Here is a 21794-nt window from a genome sequence, read left to right on the forward strand (position 1 = left end):
GTCAGATCGTTTCCCCCGCCGCCCGCGCGCGCGGCAGCAGGCCGGCATGGTCGCGCTCCACCCGCCACAGCAGGATCAGCAATAGCAGCACCAGCGGCGGTGCAACCCAGTTGATCGACAGGATGGCGCCGGCCAGATCACCGCCGCGCGCATCGCTGATCATCCCCACCGCATAGGGGCCGATGCCCAGGCCGAAGATGGTCGATACAACGATGTAGAGGCTGACGGTCAGGCCGCGCATGCGGGGCAGCACCTGTTCGAACAGCACGGCGTAGAGCGGTGGCATCCACATGGTCAGCACCAGACTGTACAGGGTGAAGCGCAGGTAGAAGCCGCTCGCATCCCCCGCACGATAGACCCAGAGCGCGATCAGCGGCGACAGGCCCATGGCGAACAGCGCCACCCAGACGCGGCGCGACAGGCGATGCGCGCCGATCCGGTCGGACAAGGGGCCTGCCAGCAGTGGTCCCGCCACGCCCAGCGCGGCGGACAGCAGCCCAAACTGCATGCCCGTGTCGGCGGGAGACAGGCCATAGCTTTTCATCAGGAAGGAGGGTGTAAAGCCCATCACCCCATAGTTGATGACGCCCTGTAGCGATCCTGCTGCGATGCAGAGCAGCAGCGAGGGATTGCGAGTGATGAGCGCAAAGGCGACCGGATCGCGCCCTTTCAGATTCTGCATCAGATTGATGATGACGAAGGCACCGAAGCCGATGACGCTCCATTGCACGGCATGCGGGCTGATTGCCACGCCGCCCAGCATCAGCGGCGGGCGCGGCGAGAAGGCTTCCGCCCAGCGGATCGCCAGTATCATAGCGATGACAATCGCGAGCAGTGCGGCCAGGTTACGGAGCCAGTCGCGCCCACTCGTCCGCGCCTGCGCGAGGCTTAGCCAGTGCAGACCCGGCGTCACCGCGCACAGCACGGACAGGCTGGCACGGAAGGGATGGGGGTCCGCCGGGGACGGGATGCCGTCGATCGCGCCGCGCGGTGGTTCGGTCAGGCGGCTCATCAGAAAGGCGATGACGAAGCCGGGCGTCGCCGCCACGGCAAAGGCGAACTGCCAGCCCTTCAGGCCCAGCGGCGCCCCGCCCGCTACATAGCGCGCATCCCACCATTGGGCCGCGACCCCCCCGATGATCAGCGACCCGCCAAGGCCGATGGCGATCGCGGCGGCCATCACCGCCATCACCATGCCGCGCTTCTCCCGCGGGAAATAATCATAGGTCAGGCTGGTACCGGCCGGTTGCGATGCCGCTTCGCCGATGCCCACGCACAGGCGCGACAGCATCAACGTGAAGAAGCCGGTGGCCAAGGCCGCGCCGCCGGTCGCCAGCGACCAGAAGCCGATGGTGATGGCGAGCAGCTTCGTGCGTATCCACCCGTCCGCCAGCCGCCCGAGCGGCAGGGAGAAGAGGGCGTAGAACAGCGCGAAGACTGTGCCGTAGAGCAGTCCCATTTCGGCATCGCCGATCTTCAGGTCCGCCTTGATCGCCGGGGCGAGGATGGCGAGGATATTGCGGTCGAGCAGACTGACCAGATTGGTGCCCGCGACCAGCGCGAGCGCATAATAAGCGGTGCTGCGCGGCGGGATCGTCTGGCTCACAGGCGGAACACGCGCTCGGCATTGGTCTGCATCAGCTTGCGCTTGGCGGCGTCGGACATGTTCAGCAGGTCATGCGTACGCACCTCATCCGCTACATATTGATAGGGATAGTCCATCGCATACATCACCCGATCCTCCCCAAGCACCGATTGCGCGAATGTGATCGCCGGCGCCCACGCCATGCCGCTGGTGGTAACGCAGACGTTCGAGCGCATATAGTCGTGGATCGACTTTTGCAGCGGCTTCATCCGTTCATAGCGCTGCGATCGCACCCCGGCCTGGTGCATGTAATCCAGCCGATAGAGCCAATAGGGCAAAGCCTCCCCCATATGGCCGACGATGATCTGCAAGTCAGGATAGCGATCGAAGATGCCGATGGTGATGAGGCGCAGCAGATGCATGCCCGTCTCCACGCCAAAGCCGAAGATCGCGCCGTCCAGTCCGCCTTCCAGCATCGGCCCGATCATGGCGTCGGGTGGCGTCGACGGATGGATGTAGAGCGGCTGTCCGGTATCGGCGAGGGCGCGGAAGATCGGGTCGAATTTGGGATCGTCCAGATATTCGCCCTGGCTATGGCTGTTCACCATCACGCCCTTGAAGCCGAGGTCGCGGGCGCCGCGCTGTATTTCGGCGGCGGACCAGTCCGGGTCGAGCGGCGCGATCGACGTCATGCCGACGAAGCGGGTAGGGTAAGCGGCGCAGCGATCGGCCAGATGATCGTTGGCGCGGGTCACCATGGCCTTGGCTTCGCTGATGTCGAGTAGCGGCTGAACCCCCGGCGATGTCAGCGACAGGATCGCAACGTCGATCCCGGTCGCGTCCATATCCGCCAGCCGCTGTTCGCCCAGGTCCAGCAACCGGTCGATGATCTGGGTAGCGCGTTTCGATGGCGACTGGGCATAAAAGCCCCAGAGCGACACCATGCCCTTGTCCGCCGTCCCATCCCGCACCATCCGCAGATAGGCGTCGATCTGCTCGCGCGTGGCGAACGCTTCTTCGGTGGCGATACGCAGATATCCGCGATCGCCGCCGGTCTTCAACGCATGCGTCATGGCTTATCCTTCATGTACGGCTTTGGTGACCAGGCAGGCGTCGATTCCTTCCGGCCCGTCCTCCGCGCCATGACCCGACCATTTGACCCCGCCAAAGGGCGAGTCCGATCCGCCGATCATGGATGTATTGATGCCGACCATCCCAGCTTCGATGTCGCGGGCGATCCGGCGCTGCCGCGCAGCGTCGCTGGTCCAGCCATAGGCGGCCAGACCATAGGGGAGGCGATTGGCCTCCGCGATCATCGCATCTTCATTGGGATAGGCGTTGATGAGCGCGACAGGACCGAACGGTTCCTCATTCATGATGACGGCGTCCAGCGGGGTGCCGGACAGCACGGTGGCCGCGTAGAAATAGCCAGCATTGCCGATCCGGGCGCCACCGGTTTCCAATGTCGCGCCCTTCGCCACGGCGTCGCCGATCAGCCGGTCCATCGCATCCAGCCGCCGGGCATTGGCCATCGGTCCCATGATGCTGCCGGGGACGGCGCCATCGCCCACGACCACCTTCTTCGCGCGCTCCACAAAGCCGGCGAGAAAGCGATTATATGCCCCTTCTTCAACGATGAAGCGGGTCGGGGACACGCATACCTGCCCGGCATTGCGATATTTGCCCGCCACTACCGTATCGAGCGCCTTGTCGATGTCGGCGTCGGCAAAGACCAGCACCGGGCCATGGCCGCCCAGTTCCATCGTCGTGCGCTTGCAATCCTCCGCCGCCAGCTTGGCCAGATGCTTGCCGACGCTGGTAGAGCCGGTGAAGCTCATCTTCCGGATGATCGGCGAACCGAGCAGATGGCGCGACACCTCATCCGGAACCCCGAAGACTGCCTGTGCCACATCGCCTGGCAGGCCGGCGTCGGTCAGGCATTGCAGTACGGCGAGCGCGCTCGCTGGCGTTTCCTCCGCCGCCTTCAGGATGACCGAACAGCCCGCGGCGATCGGCGCACCCAGCTTGCGGCCGGGATTGCCGATCGGGAAGTTCCACGGAGCAAAGGCGGCAACCGGGCCAACCGGTTCCTTCGTCACCGTCGATCGCTGGCCTGCCGGGCGGACGAGCGTGCGGCCATAGAGGCGAAACACTTCCCCGGCATAAAAGTTGAACAGGCCGACATTCATCATCACTTCGATGCGCGCTTCAGCCAGCGTCTTGCCCTGTTCCAGCGTGGCGATGCGCGCCAGCTCTTCCTGCCGTTCGACCATCAGCCGCGCCGCGCCTTGCAGCACGGCGGCGCGTTCCTGCGGCGTAGAGTCGCGCCAGCGGCGGAATCCCCGCTGCGCCGCCGCCAGCGCCGCGTCCAGATCCGCCGCGTTGGCGAGTGGCAACTCGGCCAGCGTCGCGCCGGTGGCGGGGTTGACGACCTTGTGGGTGCGTCGCCCGCCACCCGACAGCCGCTGGCCGTCGATCATCAGGTAGAGATCGGGATAGGTCATGGGGGTCAGGCGCTCACCGCTTCGCGGGCCGCCGTCTCGCGGTCGATATCGCCCTGCCAGCGTTCGGCGACGATTGCCTTGCCTGTCACCGGATGCGGCATGTGGAACGGCACCAGCTTGTGCGTCGGCCACAACCAATGATCCTCGATCAGCGCATCGGGACCGGTCGGGTCTTCGGGATAGGTGATCTTGGGAAAGGGCACATATTCGGCCGGCGTATTGGCCCAGCCCTTGTCGAAATCGGCGTGCCATTGCGGCATGTAGTTCAGGATCTGAATGCGCCAGATGCCGTCCACCTTCTTGTAGGTGTTCTCGTAAATGCCGCCTTCCCACCATTGGCGGGCGCCCAACATCGGGTTGGTGGGGTCGGCATAATCCTTGTGCCTGCCCGCCTGCATCATCGACCGGGCACGGGCATGGGCGGTGACGCCGTCGGGATCGATGTCGACAATGTCCTGCAATTGCGGATGGTCCAGCAGGAAGCCGTCGATCGGACCGTTGGTGCCATGGGTGAAGCGGGCCTGGAACCGGTCGACATAGAGGCGGCGGATGCCCGCCTTGCCGCGCCATACCCCGCCGAAGAAGCGCACTTCGCCATCGTCGGTGAACAGGTCCGCCGTCTCGTTATAAAGGCATTTGTCGATCAGATAGCCGTAGAGATGCTGGAGCTTGCGGACGTCCAGTTCATCCTCCCGCCGTTGCAACCGGGTGGCAAGGTCGGTGACAGTCTTTTCCAGATGCGCAATGCGATCGGCGTCGGACATGAATTGCTCTCCTATCATTGTATGTAATACTTACTAATTATGCTGCTTCAGCGGCTAGCCGCTCTACTTCCTCGCGATAGGGACGGATCGCCCGGACCATGCAAAGCGTTGCGATCGGCAACAGCACGCCGGCAGTCATCACCAGCGCCTTCCACAACTGGCTGGGATCGCCGACGATATAGTCCTGCGCCAGGCCGACCAGGAAACTGCCCATCGCACCGAAGAAGGTGAACATGAACAGGTAGATGGCGGTCACCTGCCCGCGCATCGCATTGGGGGCGACGCGCTGGATCGCGGCATTTTGCGGGACCGCGCCGGCGATCCCGAACATTGCGCCGACGCTGGCGACGCCCAGCGACGCATAGCCATTGGGCATCAGCGGCGCTAGGATGGCGCATATGGTGACGCAACCGAAGAAGATGGCGGCGGCGCGGACATTGGCATCGGCATGGCGCTTGGCCAGCCATTCGACGAAGATGCCGCCCAATAGCAATCCGGTCAGTGATGCCACCAGCGTCATCGTGCCCATCACCGCGCCGATCTGGGCCTCGTTCCAGCCATAGGTACGGATCATGAAGGGGACGCGCCAGAATTGCAGGCCGAATACTTCGATGGCACTGAGCGCCAGTCCGGCGAACAGCGGATAATAGACGCGGCGCTTGGCATGGATTGCCTTGGCGGCGTCCAACCCGGTGAAGGTCAGGAGGCGGCGACCGATCGAACCGCCGGTCGGCGGAGTCACTGCCCCTGCGGCCAGTGCCTGACGCGGCGGCTCCTTGACCGTCAGGAACAAGAGGCCGACGAGCAGTGCTGGCAGTCCCAGCCAGATCATCAGCCATTGCCAGCCCAATATGGTCAGACCGCCATGCTGGGTCGGCGCCCAACCGGCGGCCATCGCGATCAGCATGCCGCCGATCGCCGGGCCGAGCGTGGTGCCGCCGATGAAGCCGAATTGCAGCAGCGCGAAGGCGCGGGTCAGGATGCGCGGCGGGAAGGCGTCGGCCAGCAGCGAATAGGAGGATGGCGCATGGGCCGATCCGCCCGCCGCCAGAAAGACGCGGGTGCCGACGAATTGGCCGAAATTCTGCGCGAGGCCGCCCATGGAGGTGATGATGCCCAACGCCGCGCAGCCGCCTGCCAGTACGAACTTGCGCGGGAAGATATCGGCAAGACGTGCCAGCGGAATGCCGACGAACAGATAGCAGATGATGCTGGCCGGCCCGGCGAGAAAGCCGAGCTGCGAATCGGACAGGCCGAAGTCGGTCTTGATCCGTTCCGCCAGCATGGCGAACACCACCTGTTCGAAAAAGGTGACGAAGGTTGCCAGGATGATGACGAACAGCGCCCAATAGGCCGCTGCCGTGGAATAAGGCGGGCGGGCAGACGCGGTCGCATCGGGCGATGCCGCATCCTCTCCATCCCATATCGTATCGGTCGCAATCGGCGCGGGCGCCAGGGCCATGACCTTCTCCTCTCCACTTCCCCCTTTGTTCACAGGGGTGAAATTTCGGCTTGGCGAATTTGTAAGTGATCTATACGAATATGGCGAGAGAAAAATGCACGCTCGTTACAAAGATCGTCATGGGAGAACAGGATGCTCGAATTTGCGGGACGCACCGCCTTCGTGACCGGCGGCGCCAATGGCATTGGCCTCGGGCTGGTGCGCGCTTTGCTGGCGCAGGGATGCAAGGTGGCGATCGCCGATATTCGCGAAGAAGCGCTGGCGAGCGCGATGAAGACGCTCGACAATCAAAGCGTTTTAGCTGTCCAACTCGATGTCGCATCACGCGCCGACTTCGCCGAGGCGGCCGACCGGGCGGAGGCGGCTTTGGGGCCTGTCAGCCTCCTCTTCAACAATGCCGGCATCAACCTGTTCCAGACGATCGACGAATCCAGCTATGACGACTGGGACTGGGTCATGGGCGTCAATCTGCACGGCGTCATCAACGGGGTGATGACCTTCGCGCCGCGCATGAAGGCGCTGGGGCAGGGCGGCCATATCGTCAATACCGCGTCCATGGCGAGTTTCCTGTGCGGCGGCGCGCCCGGCATCTACAACACCACCAAATTCGCCGTGCGAGGGATGAGCGAATCCCTCCGCTATAGTCTGGCGCCGCATGGGATCGGTGTGTCGGTACTTTGCCCCGGTCTGGTGAAAAGTCATATCTACGCCAGCGACGAGGTGCGGCCGGCAGCGCTCAGTGCGGGGGCGAAGCCGGTCGATAGCGCGGCCGTTGGTCGGCTGGAGCAATTGCATCAATTTGGCATGGAGCCGGACGTGATCGCTGCCCGCACCTTGGAAGCCGTGCGCGAAAACCGCTTTCACATCTTCCCCCATCCCGAATTCCGCGACGAACTGGCGACGGTCTTCGATGAGATACTGGCGGACTTTCGCAACTATCCGCAGGATGCCGGCTTCGATCAGCGGGTCGGCTTTGAAAAGATGCGCCGCGACAGTTACGCCAAGGCCCGACGTGAGGCGCGCGAACGCACCTGACACTCAGTGGGTGAAAAGGTCGCCCTGCCGGGGCGGGGCGACCGTGCGGCGCGGTGTGGCCGGCGCCACGGCCAGCACCCGCGCACGGCCGATCAATGTGTAGACCGCCTGGCGCTGTGCGCCGCGGTTGAGATGATCGACGCGATAGCCCTGATAATGACGCTTGAGCAGGCCGGCCTTGACCAGTTCGGTAACGGCGCGGCTAAGATTGGTCTTGCCTGATGCACGAACGCGGCCCCTGACCTCGTCCTGCACCAAAGCTTCGTCGGCAGCGTTGTCGCCGGACAGGCGCGCGCCCTTGTGCAATTCCTCGCGCACCCGCTCCACCAGCGCCATGCGGCGCGGATCGCGATGCCCCATCGGCGTCAGCGCATCGCATAGCCAGTCGCGTAGCGGGATCAGGCCCTCACCCACCCTGACTTCCGGCCCCGCGCTGCCATCGGGTCGCGCCACATCGGCGATCAGCGTCAGCAGCATGAAGGCATAGCGCGGCCGCGAGCAGCAATGGGACAGTTGGTCCAGCAACAACGACAGGTCGCTGCCACCAGGGATGCGGGACGAGACGGACGCATGAAACATATCGTGAATCAAGCATAGTCTCGCCCGCTTGTGAATCCCGATTTTCTGCCGAGTCGCATTTTGTCGCCCGTGACACTTTGCCCCTCGGTAAAGTGTCACGACCGGCACTTTGCCGGGAGGGCAGATCCCTCCCGGCTTGTGGATATTATGTCAGGATATGGCACGGGCCGTTTGGGCCGTATCAAAGGCAGGCAGTACCAACATGACCCGCAGGCCCGGTCCGGCATCGCCCAGCGTCAACGTGCCGCCATGCATATGCGCAACCGCCGACGCGAGCGACAGTCCGAGGCCAGCGCCGCTGATATGGCGGGACGCATCCAGCCGGGCGAAGCGGCGCAGCGCCTCGATCCGTCGCTCTTCCGCGATGCCAGGCCCATTGTCCGCCACCGCAACCTCGATCATGTCGCCTGATCGCTGCGCCGACAGCAATATGCGGTCGCCACCATATTTGAGCGCATTGTCGATCAGGTTCGACAAGACCTGACCGAATATCTCGCGATGCGACCGGATATGCAGATCGGTCGGGGCCTCCACGCTGATGGTAACGCCGTTATCCTCGGCCAGGGCATCATACATGTCCTGAAAATCCTGGAGCAAGGCGGCGACATCGACCGCCCCGAAACTGTCGCGACCGATCCCCGCCTCCGCCCGGCTAATCAGCAGCGCAGCGTCCAGCATCCGCAGCAGCGTGTCGCCTTCTTCCAGTGCCTTTTCCAGCGCCGCGATCGATTCCTCCTCCCGGCTCTGGCGCAACGCATTATCCAGCACGGCGCGCATGCGGGTCAGCGGGGAGCGCAGGTCATGGGCTAAGCCGTCCGTCACCAGCCGCATTTCATCTACCAGACCGGTGATTCGTTCCAACATGGCGTTGATCTCTTCGCCCAGCGCATCGAACATGTCGCCGCTGCCGGACAGGATGATCCGGCGCTTCATGTCGCCGGTGCCAACCGCCGCGGCCGTGTCGATCACCGATCGCAAGCGCCCCCGGATGATCGCGGCGGAAAAAAAGGCGGCACTTGCAGCGAGCGGTATGGCGAGCAATACGGCGCCCAGCAGTGCAGCCTCCAGATAGCCGCCGAAGCGCAGGTCATTCTCCACGACATGACCGGTCAGCAGTCTTGTGCCATCGGGGAATTGGGTGCTGACGATGCCGATGCTTTGGGGATCATGCTCCTTCTGGCCAATGCGCCGCAGATCAAGTTGTCGCCAGCTTTCCGCCGGGCCGATTGCCGAAGGCCAGTCGGGGATATTGCCTGCCACTCGCTGACCATTAGGGCCGATGAGTAGCATGACCGAACTGCCATCCGGATCGGCTGTCATGCGGCTGCGCACTGTCGCACCGGCAGCCTGCAGTCCGGCCGCCGCATAGGTGGCGGCAATATCGTCGCGCAGGTTGACGGCCACCGCGCGGCTCGCCTCATCCACCGAATTGTTGGTGAATTGATGCACCGCCCATAGCGCGACCAGCACGCAGGCGATCTGCATCAGGAAAACGAGCGCGGCGAACCGCCAGATGACGCTCTGGCGCCAGCGCATCGTCAGCCCTGTTCGCTCAGGCGATAGCCCGCACCGCGAATGGTGTGGATCAGCGGACTTTCGCCATCCTCATCCACCTTTCGGCGCAGGCGGCTGATATGCACGTCGATGACATTGGTACCGGGGTCGAAATGATAATCCCATACGCCTTCCAGCAACATGGTCCGCGTCACGACCTCCCCCTGATGGCGCAGCAGATAGTCGAGCAGGCGGAATTCTCGGGGTTGCAGGTCGATGGCGCGGGGACCGCGCTTCACCTTGCGAGAGAGAAGATCAACCTCCAGGTCGCCACAGGAGAGGCGCGTTTCCGGCGCTTGTCCGCCACCGCGGCGCAGGATGATGCGCAGCCGCGCCAGCAACTCGGCGAAGGCGAAGGGCTTGGCCAGATAGTCGTCAGAGCCGCCGGTCAGGCCCTTGACCCGCTCATCGGCGGTTGCCAGCGCCGACAGGATGATGACCGGGGTGGCGATGCCCGCCGCCCGCAGCGCAGCCAGCACGGCCATGCCGTCCATGCCCGGCAGCATCCGGTCGAGGATGATCGCGTCATGCGCGGCCTCGGTCGCCAGGAACAGCCCGTCGCGGCCATTGTCGGCGCGATCGACGGTGAAGCCCTCTTCTACCAGGCCCTTGGTGATATAATCGGCGGTGGTGGCGTCATCCTCGACCAGCAGCACCTTATAGCTCATGACCGTCCTCATCTCCCGGCCTCCCGCATCCGGGCGGCCATGCTGCCTCGTCCGCCGCCGATCAGCCGCTGGAGGTCCACCATCGCCCGCGCCAGCGAAAGTCCCTGTGGCCCCGCGATGAAACGCGGTTCCCAGATCGGCGCGAACTTCGCCTTATAGGCACGCAACCCGCCAAAGCCATAGAAGGCATCGCCATGGCGATAGAGGAAGGCACCCGCCTTGACCCAGAGTGGCGACAAGCGCCGCGCCTCCAGCCCGGACAAGGGGGCAAGGCCGAGCGTGAACCAGCGATAGGCCTGAGACTGGCCCCAGAGCAGCAGGCTGGTAAAGATGAAATCCATGACGCCCGGCGGGGCGTCGGCGCTCTGCCGCATCAGATCGACGGATAGTTCCTGTCCATCGGCGGTCGCCCAGATATTCGCGAATGCGACGATCTTTCCGTGGCATCGCACGACCGCGCAATCGAATCTCGCCATATAGCTGTCCTCGAAGCGGCCGACGCTGAAGCTCTTCTCGGTCGCGCCTTTGGCCGTCAGCCATTCGTCTGACACCGCTCGCAGTTCCGGCAGAAGGGCGGGCATGTCCGCTGCCGCGACAATCTCGAAGCTCGCCCCGTCGCGGGCCGTACGGCGCACGGCATGGCGCAAAGGCCGCGCTTGCGATCCCTCCAGCGTGAAGGCGTTGAGGTCAATCCGCGCCTCTTCCCCATATTTGACGATCGACAGGCCAAGGTCGATGGCCACAGGCAGGGACGCCAGGCTCAATTGGTAGAGGAGCAGGCGCCCTTGCGCTGCGTCGGCCTGTTCGCGCATCCGCCACAACAGGTCGGGCCATTCCGTTGGATCGCCGACCGGATCGCCCATGACGATCCAGCTATGGCCCTGCACCTGATACATCAGGAAGGCGCGGCCGGATGCCGAGGTGAGGAAACGCTTGTCGCCGGTCAGCGCCAGGCAGGCGTCTGTTCGACGTGCGAGAGCGATCGCGGTCTCGCTGGGCGGGCCGCATGTTCCTTCGTCGCTGTGCGCCATGGCCGGGCGCAGCAGCCCCATGATCGCCGCGCCGACCATTACCACGCCGGCAGCCAGCGCCGCGCGAAGAAAGCGGGAAGCATCCTGATGGCGGCCGAACTGCCACCATAGATCGCTCTGATAATCGACATGGCGATAGGCGATGAAGCCGATCCAGAGGGACAGGCCGAAGGCGACACCCAGCGTGGCGATCCATCCCGGCGTCAAGATCGCCGATGTCAGGCTGGTGCGGCGATAGAAGGCTGCGCGGCTCCATTGCAGCAGGGCGGCGATGAAGAGGAGGAGGATTGCCTCCTCATAATCCAGACCTTTGATCAGCGAGAAGATGGCGCCAGCGACCAATAGCAACCGGGTAAGCCAGAAGGCGCCATCGAGCCGCCGATAGAGGCCCGATGCCAGCAGGATCAGCATGGCGCCGATCATGCTCGCGGCGAGATGGGAGGCTTCGACAAAGGGCATCGGGATGATGCCGGCCACCATGCGGAACCGCCCTGGAACAGCGGGCAGCGACCCGGAAATGAGCAGGATTGTGCCGCCGACGGCCACCAGCACTGCGAACATGTTGGGCGCGATCGCGCGTGCCAGCGTCTGCGCGCCGCTTGCCACCTGCCGCACCGGTCGACGCCAGGCATGACTCTCATGTGCGGTGATGAGGATGACTGCGACGAACAGCGGGGCCAGATAATAGAGAATGCGATAGGCGATCAGGGCCGCGATCAGCACTGGCTGATCTAGACCGGGCAGGGCAGCGACCATCACCCCTTCGAATATGCCGAGGCCGCCCGGCACATGGCTGATGAGCGCCGCGATGATTGCCAATGCATAGCCGAGAAAGAAGGTGGGATAGAGCGAGGGTGACAGATGCGGGACGAGTACAAACAGGGCGGCGCTGGCAAAGGCCAGGTCGATGCAGGCGATGCCGATCTGCGCCAGTGCCTGTGACCGGCTGGGCAACGTCAGGGTCCAGCCGAACAGATTGACGGGCCGTGCGATCGGACCGAGCGCCGCCAGCAGCAGGATGGCCCCGCAAAGCAGCGCGGTCCCGATGATGCGTTGCGCGGTTGGATCAAGCGCGAGGCCACCCAGCGCGATGGCGGCGGGATGCAGGGTCATGGCCAGCGCAGCGAGCGTGAAGACGCCGCCCCAGAAAGCGAAGCTGGCCGATGCAATGATGCGCGCAACATCCCCGGCGCCCAGACCCGCCGCGCCATAGATACGCAGTCGCGCCGACCCACCGGTCACGATCGCGAGGCCGAGATTGTGGCTGAGCGTATAGCTGCAAAAGGACGCCAGCGCCGCCGTACGCCAGCCGATCGCACTGCCGATAATCCGCAGCGCGAGAAGATCGTAGAGGGTAAGGGCGAGATAGCTGAGGCCGGTCAATAGCGCACAGGCGGCGATGGCGAACGGCGGAATGGCATGAAAGGCGGTGCGGACGTCATGCCATTGTATGTCGGCGAAAAGATGGTCGATTGCCGCGAAGACCAGGGCCGCTATCAGCAGGAGCAGGGCGAAGCCCAGCAGGGGCCTGCGTCCGCTAGGGGTGCCCGGAAGCGTTAGGCTGGTGGTCATCGACTGGCGCCGGGCGAGCCGACAGCGCGTCCGATCCCCTGCAACAGGGCGGCGCTGACGGCATCGGCATCATGGTGCAATGGATGACCGCCGGGCAGCTCCAGCCGGGTGACATTGTGCTGGCGAAGTGCTGGACAAAGGCTCGCCGCTTCCTCCGCGCCATGAATGCACAGTAGGGGAGTCCAACTAAGCCGTTGGGCGGCGGTGATCGCATCTTCTTCGGGTTCGTTGAAGGAGAAGATTTCGGATGGAGATGCGCGCCATTGTCGCGTTGCGCCGGGAACGATCAGGCCGATGAAGGCAATCCGCCGCCGCAAGTCCGTCGGGACATAGGGAAGCGAAGGCGCGATCACATCCGCGCCGAACGACTGACCGAGCAGGAGCAGCCGGGCATCGGGGTTCAGTGTGATCGCGCGGCGCAGGCCATCGGTAATCATGGCGCCGGCCTCTTCGGGCGTACGCCGGGTACGGAAGAAATGCAGGCTGTTTTCGGCCACCACGGGAATGCCGTGCCGGGTCAGTCGATCGGCGACATCGGGCCCCAGCCCGGCATGGAAACCCATGTCGCCGGACAGATAGAGCGCCACCATGCGGGGTTGATGTTGCCGCGCGGCCGTCTTCGCGGGTAGTGTGTCGAACAGCGCGCCATTGCCGATATACCCGATATACCAGAGCGTCAGCAGCAGGGCGCCGGTCAGGCCGGCCAGCGCGACGGTTGATCGGCTCATGTCCCATGACTCCAGGCAGGGCTGGCGCCATGCGGCATGTCGGCCGATTGCACCCGTCCGCTGCGCTCCAGCTTGCCCCAGCCGACCCATGGACCAAGAATGGCGGTACCCACGGCGCGGATGACGACACCGTACATGATCTGCCGGTAGATGAAGCGCTGTGCCACCAGCAGCAGGGCGGGATAGCGTTTCTCGCGCGGTTCCAGTCGATAGGCGACCGCGCCGCAAGCGATGTCGATCGCCGTGAAGGCAATCCAGTAGAGCGCCATGCGCAGCACGTCGCTCTGCGTCTGTGCCCAGCCATGCTGATGAACGCGCAAGGCCATGTCGAGCGCGCTCACCACCAGCGCCAGATCGATGATCGGCGATACCATCGCGAAACCGATCTGGAACAGCCAGGCTTGGGGCAGGCCAACCCAGGCGAGGCCAGCCGGCCTGCCTTCCCGCCAGATGCCGCGATGCTTCCACAGGCATTGCAACGTGCCATAGGCCCAGCGGAAACGTTGCTTGGACAGGGCGCGGAAGCTCTCCGGCGCTTCGGTCCAGGCGACAGCCTCGGTGTCATAGGCGATGCGCCATCCGGCGCGCTGCACCGCGATGGTCAGATCCTGATCCTCGGCCAGCGTATCGACCGGATATCCGCCCACCGCGTCCAGCGCAGCCCGTCGCCAGGCACCGACGGCGCCCGGTACCACCGTGATGGCGCCAAAGCGGGCCAGTGCGCGCCGCTCCAGATTCTGCGCCGTCACATATTCCACCGCTTGCCAGCGGGTGACCAGGTTGATCCGGTTGCCGACCATGGCGTTACCGGCGACGGCACCGACCGCCGGATCGGCGAACCAACGGGCGAGTCGGGCGATCGTCAGTGGCTCGAACTGCGTATCGGCATCGAGCGCCACGATGATCGGCGCGCGCGCCAACTCCAGCGCCCGGTTGAGCGCCGCCGCCTTGCCTCCATTGGCAAGGGTCAGCAATTGCACGCGGCTGTCGCCAGCAAAGGCATCGGCAACGATGCGGCTGGTGCCATCGGTCGATCCGTCATCGACCACGATGATCTCCAGCCCGACCTGTTCACTGGAGAGGACGCGGCGTACCGACGCCTCGATCACCTTCGCCTCGTTGAACGCAGGGATGATGACCGACACGAACAGGTCTGGCCGGACTGCGGGTGGCGCAATGCGGTTGCGCGGCAGACGGCTGCCTAGCGCCAGTCCGGCCAGCATCAGCGCCCGGCCGATGCCGAACAGGATGACCGCGAAGAACAGCCATTTGAGCGTCACGGCGATGGCTGCAAGGATCAGGAAGATGGCGACATCGACGCGCACGGCGGCCAGGTCCGCGCCATGGATGGGCGGCATGACCTGCGCCGGCGTCAGGCCGGCCAGCGTCGATACCGGCACAAAGCGATAGCCACGCGCGGACAAAGCCTTGATGATGCGGGGCAGGGCCGCCACGGTCTGCGCACGGTCGCCGCCACTGTCGTGCAGCAGGATGATCTGCGCCGATCTGTCCGCGCCGCCGCCCTCTACCTGCGCAATCGTGCGCGCGACGATGGCGTCAGCACCCGGCCGGGTCCAGTCGCCCGGATCGACATGCAGGCCGACATTCACATAACCCGCCTGCTGCGCCTCCAGCGCCGGCCCTATTTCGTCCGCCGTGGTCGGCTCTGCGTCGCCAAAATAGGGCGCGCGGAACAGGCGCATCGCCCGGCCGGTATAGGCTTCCACCAGCCGCTGCGTGCCGTTGAGTTCCAATGACACGCCTTTGTCCCAGACCTGCGCCAGATTGGGGTGGGTGTAGCTGTGGTTGCCGATTTCGCTGCCCTGCGCGACGATCTGGCGCAGCAGGCCAGGATGCATCATCGCATTTTCGCCGATGACGAAGAAGGTTGCCGGCACATGCGCCTTGCGCAGGATGCTGAGGATCGGCGGGGTCCAGACCGGGTCCGGGCCGTCGTCGAAGGTCAGCGCCACTTCATGCGGGCGATAGCCGGTCCGGCGGATGACATAGGGGGTGGGCAGGCTGGCGAAATGCTCGTCGGTGATGAGCCCCGCAGTGCGGCCCGATCCCATGGCGATCGTGCGATGGCCGATGGTCGGTACGTCGTCGATCCGCAATATCTCGCCATTGCCTTCGACGTCGACCGAGTTGAAGCTGGTCAGCCGGCCCATCGCGGCGGGCAGCGCATTGTCATGTTGCTTGAGTGCGGACCAGAAGCCGGGATCTTCGGACCCCAGGCGCCACAGGGCGATGCCGCCGGTACCGGCCAGCCGCGCCGCGCGGATCTGGTTCCATCCGCTCGCGGCATCCAGCATCCAGACATGATGGACTTGCCCGTCTTGCTGATAGTCGAAGCTGGCATTGCCCGATGCCGGATCGAAACGAATCGGTGCGCCGCTGTCATGCGCGGACAGCCAGGCATCCTCGATCGACAACGTGTCAGCGCTGGCCGCACCCTCGGTCCAGTCATAGGCATAATTGCCGATGGCGACGATCGTCTTGCCCGCCGGCACCGCCTTCAGCGCGGTGCGCAACCGTTGCACAAACCAGGGCTGGGCCGCGATCGGGCCGGCCTTGTCACCGATATAATGCTGGTCATAATCCATCAGGAACAAACGGTCCGCAAGCCGGCCATAACGGCCAAGATTCCAGCTATTGTCGTCTACCGGCACGGTCAGCGTCAGCAGCAGATGCTGGTCGTGCAGCATCGGTGCGGCCTGCCGCAGGAAGGCCAGATAGTCGCGCTGTGCGGTGGACGGAAGCGCCTCGAAATCGAAGACGACGCCAGCGGCATGCAGCGCCCGCAGTGACGGGATGAGCTGATTGAGAAATGTCGTGCGGGCGCGACGATCATGCAGCAGGGCGGCCGTACCCGCGCCGTCCCAGGCACCATCGGCGACATTTTGCACGACCGGGAAAATCTTGGGACGGCGACGCGCGGTGCGGATGATCGCGGCAAAATTGTTGTCGTTCGTCACCTGCAACCGGTGCGATCCGCCCGTGACGGAAAGCAGGGCAGGCGCGATCCAGTCGATATGGTCGACATGCTGGCGCAAAGCCGCGCGGCTGGCATCGTCCCAAGGGACGTAAAAGGCAGCGGTCACCGGGTGCGCGGGAATGATCGAACCGCCATGGGGGAGCCATTGGGCGAAACTGGCGCGCAATTTCGCGCTCAGATGGCCTAGCTTCTGACCGATGCCCTCGGCGCGTGGGCGCTCCATGCGCAGCGGCACGGCCGGCGGCACAGGGACATCGACAATGGTCACGGCAAAGGCCACTGCCGCCAGCGCAATGGCAAGCAGCGTCACGAACAGGGCAGGCAGGGTGAAACGGCGGCGACGCCCGCTGGCATCGTAGAAGATCGGCCTGTGCATCATCCACCCGTGGTATGGAGAGGCGGCGCAACAGGGGGAACGCCGCCTCTCACTTCACGGTCGAGGAAAATGACCGCAACCGTAGATACGACGGGTCGACGGTCGCGGGCATGAGCGCATGATTACAGTTTCGTCATGATGCGCTTTTCCATCGCGCGCTGACCCAGACCGATAAAATCCCTCGGCGACCGAACGCCAATCATTCAACTTTCTAGAATGAAATGCGGCATTTTATCGGACTGATCTTAACAGGGTTTCCCGACTATCGCATTGGCATAGCCCAACGGGAGTTTTGACATGCTGACCATCGCCACGCCGAACCTCAGCCCTGCCGAATGGCAGCATGTGCAGGCGACGCTGACTGCCGTTGCTGATTGCGGCTGCGGAGAACCGACGGCTGCCGGATCGCTGCGGTCGCGCATCGGTCATGCGGTGGATGCCCTGATCGGCGCGAAGAAGGTCGCTCCTGTGCCGCTCCCCGCTCGCCTTCATCCGGTGCGTGACTTCCTGTGCGAAACCGGCCGTACCCGGCGACTGGCCGAAAGCCATGTGCCCGCCCTTGCCGCGCAGGGCTTTTCCCGCGCCCAGATCGAAGCGCTGGCGTTGCTCGGCGCCTGATCCTTATCCCCCTTTAAAGGACCAGTTCCATGTCCATCCGTTCTTCCGATATCGACGCCGTCGACACCATCATCCTGCCGCCTGTCCGTGATCTGGGCGACGGTTTTTCCGTCCGCCGCGCACTGCCCTCGGCACATCGCCGCATGGTCGGCCCCTTCATCTTCTTCGACCAGATGGGCGAGGCGGTCTTCAACAGCGGCGAAGGGCTGGACGTGCGTCCGCACCCGCATATCGGCCTCGCGACCGTCACCTATCTGCTGGAGGGCGAGATATTGCATCGCGACTCCGTCGGCTCGGTCCAGTCGATCCGACCGGGCGAGGTCAACTGGATGACGGCAGGCAGCGGCATCGTCCATAGCGAGCGCACATCCGACGAAAACCGCGCCAGAGGCGGCAAGCTGTTCGGACTTCAGACCTGGGTCGCGCTACCAACCCGCTACGAGGAAACCGATCCCGGCTTTTCCCACCACAAGGCGCAGGACATCCCGACGATCGAGGATGCAGGTACGCGCCTGACCCTGATCGCGGGTACATCCGATGGATTGCTGTCGCCGGTAAAGACCTATTCCGACATGGTCTATGCCGACATCGCCTTGCAGGACGGCGCGCGCTACCAGTTGAAAGCCGAGCATGTGGAACGCGCCATCTACGTGGTGGCGGGCGAGGTCGAGGTGATCGGCCAGACCGGCGGCTTTGCGACCGGCGAACTGGTGGTGTTCAAGCCTGGCGCGGAAATCCTGCTGCGGGCGAAAGGCGGGGCCCGACTGATGCTGCTGGGTGGCGAACCGCTGCCGGAGAAGCGCAATATCTACTGGAACTTCGTTTCCTCCTCGGCCGAACGGATCGAGCAGGCCAAGGCCGACTGGCAGGCCCAGCGTTTCGCCAAAGTGCCGAACGAGAGCGAGTTCATCCCGCTCCCGGCCTGACTTGCCCAAGGGGGCGGGGTTAATCCCCCGCCTCGCCGTTCCAGACATGCCGCTGTCCAGACGCCGCAAGGCCGGCCAGTTGTACAAATTCCTGTCGCCAATAATCGGACTGTGGGCCGGCGAGATGGACGATGTCGGCATAATCGAATCTACCCAGTCGCGTATCGCCGCGCAGCTTCTGGCCGAAAGCCGCAACCGCGATGGCAAAGGCCATGTCCCCCTGCGGTCGACCGGCGGTGTAGATCAATGTTGCTGGGACAGGGCGTTCGATCACTCGACTGGCCGATCCCTCGGGTAATTTGTAGCGCAGGCGGACCGTGGCCAGTTCGCTCGCATCGCCGGTTCCGGCTGGCGCCTGATTGGCGGCATATTTGCGCGGTCCGGTCCAGCCTGTGTCCCCGGCCGGGACGATCTCATAAACGGCCGTCACTTGATGACCTGCGCCGATCTCGCCCGCATCGACGCGATCATCGGCGAAATCCTCCTCCGCCAAAGCGCGATTTTCATAGCCGATGAGCCGATATTGGCTGACCGCCGCCGGATTGAACTCGACCTGTATCTTCACATCCTTGGCGATGGTGAAGAGGGTAGAGGACAGTTCCTCCTCCAGCACCTTTCGCGCCTCCATCGCGCTGTCGATATAGGCATGGTTGCCATTGCCCAGATCCGCGACCGCTTCCATCATCGCGTCGTTATAATTGCCCTGGCCAAAGCCCAGTGTGGTGAGGGTGATGCCGTCTTCCCTATTCTGTTTCACCATGTCTTCCAGCCCCTGCTGGTCGGACAGGCCGACATTGAAGTCGCCGTCGGTTGCCATGACGATCCGGTTGATGCCGCCGTGGATGCGGTGGGCGCGCGCCAGATCATAGGCCATGGCCAGCGCCGGCCCACCCGCCGTTGCTCCCTGCGCGTCCAGCCCGTCCAGCGCCGCCTTGATCTCTGCCGGGTCATGGCTGCCCTCGACCAACGTTTCGACCCAGCCGGCATAGGTGATGATCGACACGCTGTCTTCAGGACGCAGCTCGTTGGCCAGCGTGGACAGCGCCTGCTTCACCAGCGGCAGCTTGTCAGCATCCTGCATCGATCCTGATACGTCGATCATGAAAACCAGGTTGGCCGGCGGCCGCTGCGACCGGGCGACATCATAGCCGCGAAGGCCGATGCGCAGCAGTCGCGTTCCGGGATTCCAGGGCGTCGTCGACATGTCGGTCGTTACGCTGAACGGCGCGCTACGGTCTGCGGGTAACGGATAGTCGTATCGGAAATAATTGATCATTTCCTCCGTCCGCACCGCGTCAGCCGGGACTGTCTGGCCGCCCAGCAGCATGTGGCGAACATTGGCGTAGGCGCCCGTGTCGACATCCACGGCGAAGGTCGAGACGGGATCATTGGCGACCTGATGGACCGGGCTGACGGGATGACCGTCATAACGGTCCATACCGGCGACAGGCGCAGCGCTGCCAAAGGCTTCATTATAGGCAAATTCGCTGGGTGGCCGGCTGCATCCGGCAAGGATCAGACCGGGTAGAAGGACGAGAGCGATGACCGAGCGGTTGCGCATGCTAGTTTCTCCACTGTTGCGGTAGAGAGAAAATAAGGGTGATGAAATGAGGCTGGCAAGCGACGAATGGAGCCGGAAAGCGGGCGAGTCCGAGGCGATGTCCTTCGCTTTCTGCACTTTTCGCAGAATTATGGGGTTTGCGATCCAGCCTGCACATCTTCTGCATCAAGGCTGCGCTAACTATTGATCGGCTGCACCCCCGTATCTGCTTTGGACCGCCGCATCCTGCCCTGACATTCAGGGAGACAAGACCATGCCTGCTGCTGCCCTGCGCCTCACCGCGCGCTTTCGCTGGAAATTGTTGCCGGCCCTGTTGGTCGTGGCCTTTGGCGACTGGCTCTTCTACCAGCGTCAGCTTTATGGGGGCTATTTCGGTCTGTTCACGCTGGCGGTATTGGGTGCGCTGCTGATCGGGCGCCCGGCTGTGCGGCATGATCGCCGCGCCTGGGTCGCGTTGGCAGCCGCCGCCTTGTTCAGTGGCGCGCTGCTTTACGATGCGTGCCTCCTGGCCTGGATACTATTCTGGATCGCAGCGACCATGGCCGCGTTGTTGCCTGCGACCGGGCGCTTCGATGACGGCTGGCGCTGGTTCCAACGCCTGTTGCTGCATGGATTGCGATCGCCCTTCATACCTCTGATCGACCTGCGCCGGCTCTTTAAGGTCCGCCTCGCGGGACGATCAAACCCCTGCGGCATCCGGGCGGCGCTCGCCACCTTTGCGCTACCCGTGATCGGCAGTGTCGTCATCCTCAGTCTGTTCGCGGCGGCCAATCCCCTGATCGAGCGTTTCTTCGACGCTTTCACGCTGCCGGAACTGTCCAACTCGCTGTTCATCCGCTGCGCTTTCTGGGGCCTGCTTTTCATCGGCATCTGGAGCCTGTTGCGGCCGCGGCTGGCGCGACGTCTGCTGCCGGCTGTGGATGGACAGGGTGATCTGGTGCTGCCCGGCGTTTCGATCGCATCGGTCACATTGTCGCTGATCGTCTTCAACCTGATCTTCGCGGCGCAAAAATCTGATGGATGTCGTCTGGCTCTGGGGCTGGGCGCCGATGCCTGATGGCATGACCCTGGCCGACTATGCCCACCGTGGCGCCTACCCCTTGATCGTGACGGCGTTGCTGGCGGCATTGTTCGTGCTGGTGACGCTGCGGCCCGGTTCGGATACGGCGCGGACGCCCGTGATCCGCAAGCTGGTCATGATCTGGATCGGCCAGAATATCATTCTGGTCGCGTCCTCCATGCTGCGCACAGCCGACTATATCGAGGCCTATTCGCTGACCCGGCTGCGCATCGCGGCACTGATCTGGATGGCGCTGGTCGGCTTTGCCCTGGCGACAATCTGTTGGCGCTTGCTGCAAGCCCGCAGCGCAAGCTGGTTGATAAACATCAATCTGGGCGCCACCGGGCTTGTGCTGGCCGCAATATGTTTCATCGATCTGGGAGAAATCGCGGCATGGTGGAACGTGCGCCATGCGCGTGAAGTGGGAGGACGAAGCGTGGCACTGGACCTCTGCCACATGCGAGTTCTGGGTGATTCCGCGCTGCTGCCTTTGTTGTCGCTGGAGCAACGTGCTGACCTGAATCCACTCTTTCGCGAACATGTTCAGGCAACGCGACTGGATATTTTTGCGCGATTGGAAGCCGGCCAGACCCCTGGCTGGACCCTGCGAGGGCAAGGGCGGCTGGTGCAGGCACGTAGGCTCGCCGCACAGATGGGGCCGATTTCACTGCAAGCAGGCGCTCGTGATTGTGGAGGTGCGCTGATCCCGCCGATGGAACACAGGTCACCAGATTCGTTCAGGCCCGAGTTGACAGGGGAGAGCGCGAAATGAT

The 21794-nt window shown here is 64.0% G+C and carries 17 protein-coding genes; 5 read left to right on the forward strand and 12 right to left on the reverse strand.

All coding sequences use genetic code 11. The features are described 5' to 3' along the window. Nucleotide 1: 1 nt before the first annotated feature. From ACNHGR_RS23430 to ACNHGR_RS23450, 5 genes are read right to left on the reverse strand one after another with little or no spacing between them, the layout of a single operon-like run. Nucleotides 2-1606, reverse strand: a complete 1605-nt coding sequence (locus ACNHGR_RS23430) for an MFS transporter (protein WP_475289343.1) — start codon at nucleotides 1604-1606, stop codon at nucleotides 2-4. Then, nucleotides 1603-2658, reverse strand: a complete 1056-nt coding sequence (locus ACNHGR_RS23435; protein WP_475289344.1) for an amidohydrolase family protein — start codon at nucleotides 2656-2658, stop codon at nucleotides 1603-1605. The genes ACNHGR_RS23430 and ACNHGR_RS23435 overlap by 4 nt, the downstream gene beginning before the upstream one ends. A gap of 3 nt (nucleotides 2659-2661) precedes the next feature. After that, entirely contained in the window at nucleotides 2662-4089 is a 1428-nt protein-coding gene (locus ACNHGR_RS23440) for an NAD-dependent succinate-semialdehyde dehydrogenase (protein WP_475289346.1), read from the reverse strand. Nucleotides 4090-4094: 5 nt separating this feature from the next. Next, nucleotides 4095-4853, reverse strand: a complete 759-nt coding sequence (locus tag ACNHGR_RS23445; RefSeq protein ID WP_184274460.1) for a nuclear transport factor 2 family protein — start codon at nucleotides 4851-4853, stop codon at nucleotides 4095-4097. Between the two features lie 37 nt (nucleotides 4854-4890). Further along, on the reverse strand, nucleotides 4891-6315 hold the full coding sequence (locus ACNHGR_RS23450) for an MFS transporter (protein WP_475289347.1): 1425 nt from the start codon (nucleotides 6313-6315) through the stop codon (nucleotides 4891-4893). A gap of 132 nt (nucleotides 6316-6447) precedes the next feature. Here ACNHGR_RS23450 and ACNHGR_RS23455 point away from each other — a divergent pair, with 132 nt between their 5' ends. After that, the gene (locus tag ACNHGR_RS23455) at nucleotides 6448-7350 is read left to right on the forward strand and encodes an SDR family NAD(P)-dependent oxidoreductase (protein WP_475289348.1); all 903 of its coding nucleotides are present in this window, start codon (nucleotides 6448-6450) and stop codon (nucleotides 7348-7350) included. 3 nt (nucleotides 7351-7353) lie between these two features. Here ACNHGR_RS23455 and ACNHGR_RS23460 read toward each other — a convergent pair whose 3' ends face one another. The 6 genes from ACNHGR_RS23460 to ACNHGR_RS23485 form a co-directional block, all read right to left on the reverse strand. Continuing rightward, nucleotides 7354-7929, reverse strand: coding sequence for a hypothetical protein (locus tag ACNHGR_RS23460; protein WP_184274466.1), 576 nt, complete (start codon nucleotides 7927-7929; stop codon nucleotides 7354-7356). A gap of 150 nt (nucleotides 7930-8079) precedes the next feature. Continuing rightward, on the reverse strand, nucleotides 8080-9465 hold the full coding sequence (locus ACNHGR_RS23465; protein ID WP_475289350.1) for a sensor histidine kinase: 1386 nt from the start codon (nucleotides 9463-9465) through the stop codon (nucleotides 8080-8082). 2 nt (nucleotides 9466-9467) lie between these two features. Next, complete coding sequence (locus ACNHGR_RS23470) at nucleotides 9468-10151, reverse strand: response regulator transcription factor (protein WP_184274468.1); 684 nt, start codon at nucleotides 10149-10151, stop codon at nucleotides 9468-9470. Between the two features lie 8 nt (nucleotides 10152-10159). Further along, nucleotides 10160-12754: a bifunctional lysylphosphatidylglycerol flippase/synthetase MprF gene (mprF, locus tag ACNHGR_RS23475; RefSeq protein WP_475289351.1), complete on the reverse strand. Its 2595-nt coding sequence runs from the start codon at nucleotides 12752-12754 to the stop codon at nucleotides 10160-10162. Then, a complete protein-coding gene (locus tag ACNHGR_RS23480; protein WP_475289352.1) occupies nucleotides 12751-13482 on the reverse strand; it encodes an AcvB/VirJ family lysyl-phosphatidylglycerol hydrolase in 732 nt (243 codons plus the stop codon). Before ACNHGR_RS23480 ends, mprF begins: the two co-directional genes overlap by 4 nt. After that, nucleotides 13479-16856, reverse strand: coding sequence for a trifunctional glycoside hydrolase family 18/polysaccharide deacetylase/glycosyltransferase family 2 protein (locus ACNHGR_RS23485; protein WP_475289354.1), 3378 nt, complete (start codon nucleotides 16854-16856; stop codon nucleotides 13479-13481). Before ACNHGR_RS23485 ends, ACNHGR_RS23480 begins: the two co-directional genes overlap by 4 nt. Before the next feature lie 297 nt (nucleotides 16857-17153). Between ACNHGR_RS23485 and ACNHGR_RS23490 the strand changes: the two genes are divergently transcribed. Both ACNHGR_RS23490 and ACNHGR_RS23495 read left to right on the forward strand, forming a co-directional pair. Further along, nucleotides 17154-17474, forward strand: a complete 321-nt coding sequence (locus ACNHGR_RS23490; RefSeq protein ID WP_475289355.1) for a hypothetical protein — start codon at nucleotides 17154-17156, stop codon at nucleotides 17472-17474. A gap of 29 nt (nucleotides 17475-17503) precedes the next feature. Then, the gene (locus ACNHGR_RS23495; protein WP_184274476.1) at nucleotides 17504-18400 is read left to right on the forward strand and encodes a pirin family protein; all 897 of its coding nucleotides are present in this window, start codon (nucleotides 17504-17506) and stop codon (nucleotides 18398-18400) included. Between the two features lie 19 nt (nucleotides 18401-18419). Here the strand turns inward: ACNHGR_RS23495 and ACNHGR_RS23500 are convergent, their stop codons facing one another. Continuing rightward, nucleotides 18420-19961: a vWA domain-containing protein gene (locus ACNHGR_RS23500; RefSeq protein ID WP_475289357.1), complete on the reverse strand. Its 1542-nt coding sequence runs from the start codon at nucleotides 19959-19961 to the stop codon at nucleotides 18420-18422. A gap of 253 nt (nucleotides 19962-20214) precedes the next feature. Between ACNHGR_RS23500 and ACNHGR_RS23505 the strand changes: the two genes are divergently transcribed. Together ACNHGR_RS23505 and ACNHGR_RS23510 are read left to right on the forward strand one after the other, a co-directional pair. Further along, nucleotides 20215-21018 (forward strand): DUF4153 domain-containing protein, encoded by an 804-nt coding sequence (locus tag ACNHGR_RS23505; protein WP_475289358.1) that lies wholly within the window; start codon nucleotides 20215-20217, stop codon nucleotides 21016-21018. Between the two features lie 4 nt (nucleotides 21019-21022). Then, nucleotides 21023-21793, forward strand: coding sequence for a DUF4153 domain-containing protein (locus ACNHGR_RS23510; protein WP_475289359.1), 771 nt, complete (start codon nucleotides 21023-21025; stop codon nucleotides 21791-21793). The last annotated feature ends 1 nt before the right edge of the window (nucleotide 21794 follow it).

This window comes from Sphingobium sp. RS1 (genome assembly GCF_056156825.1).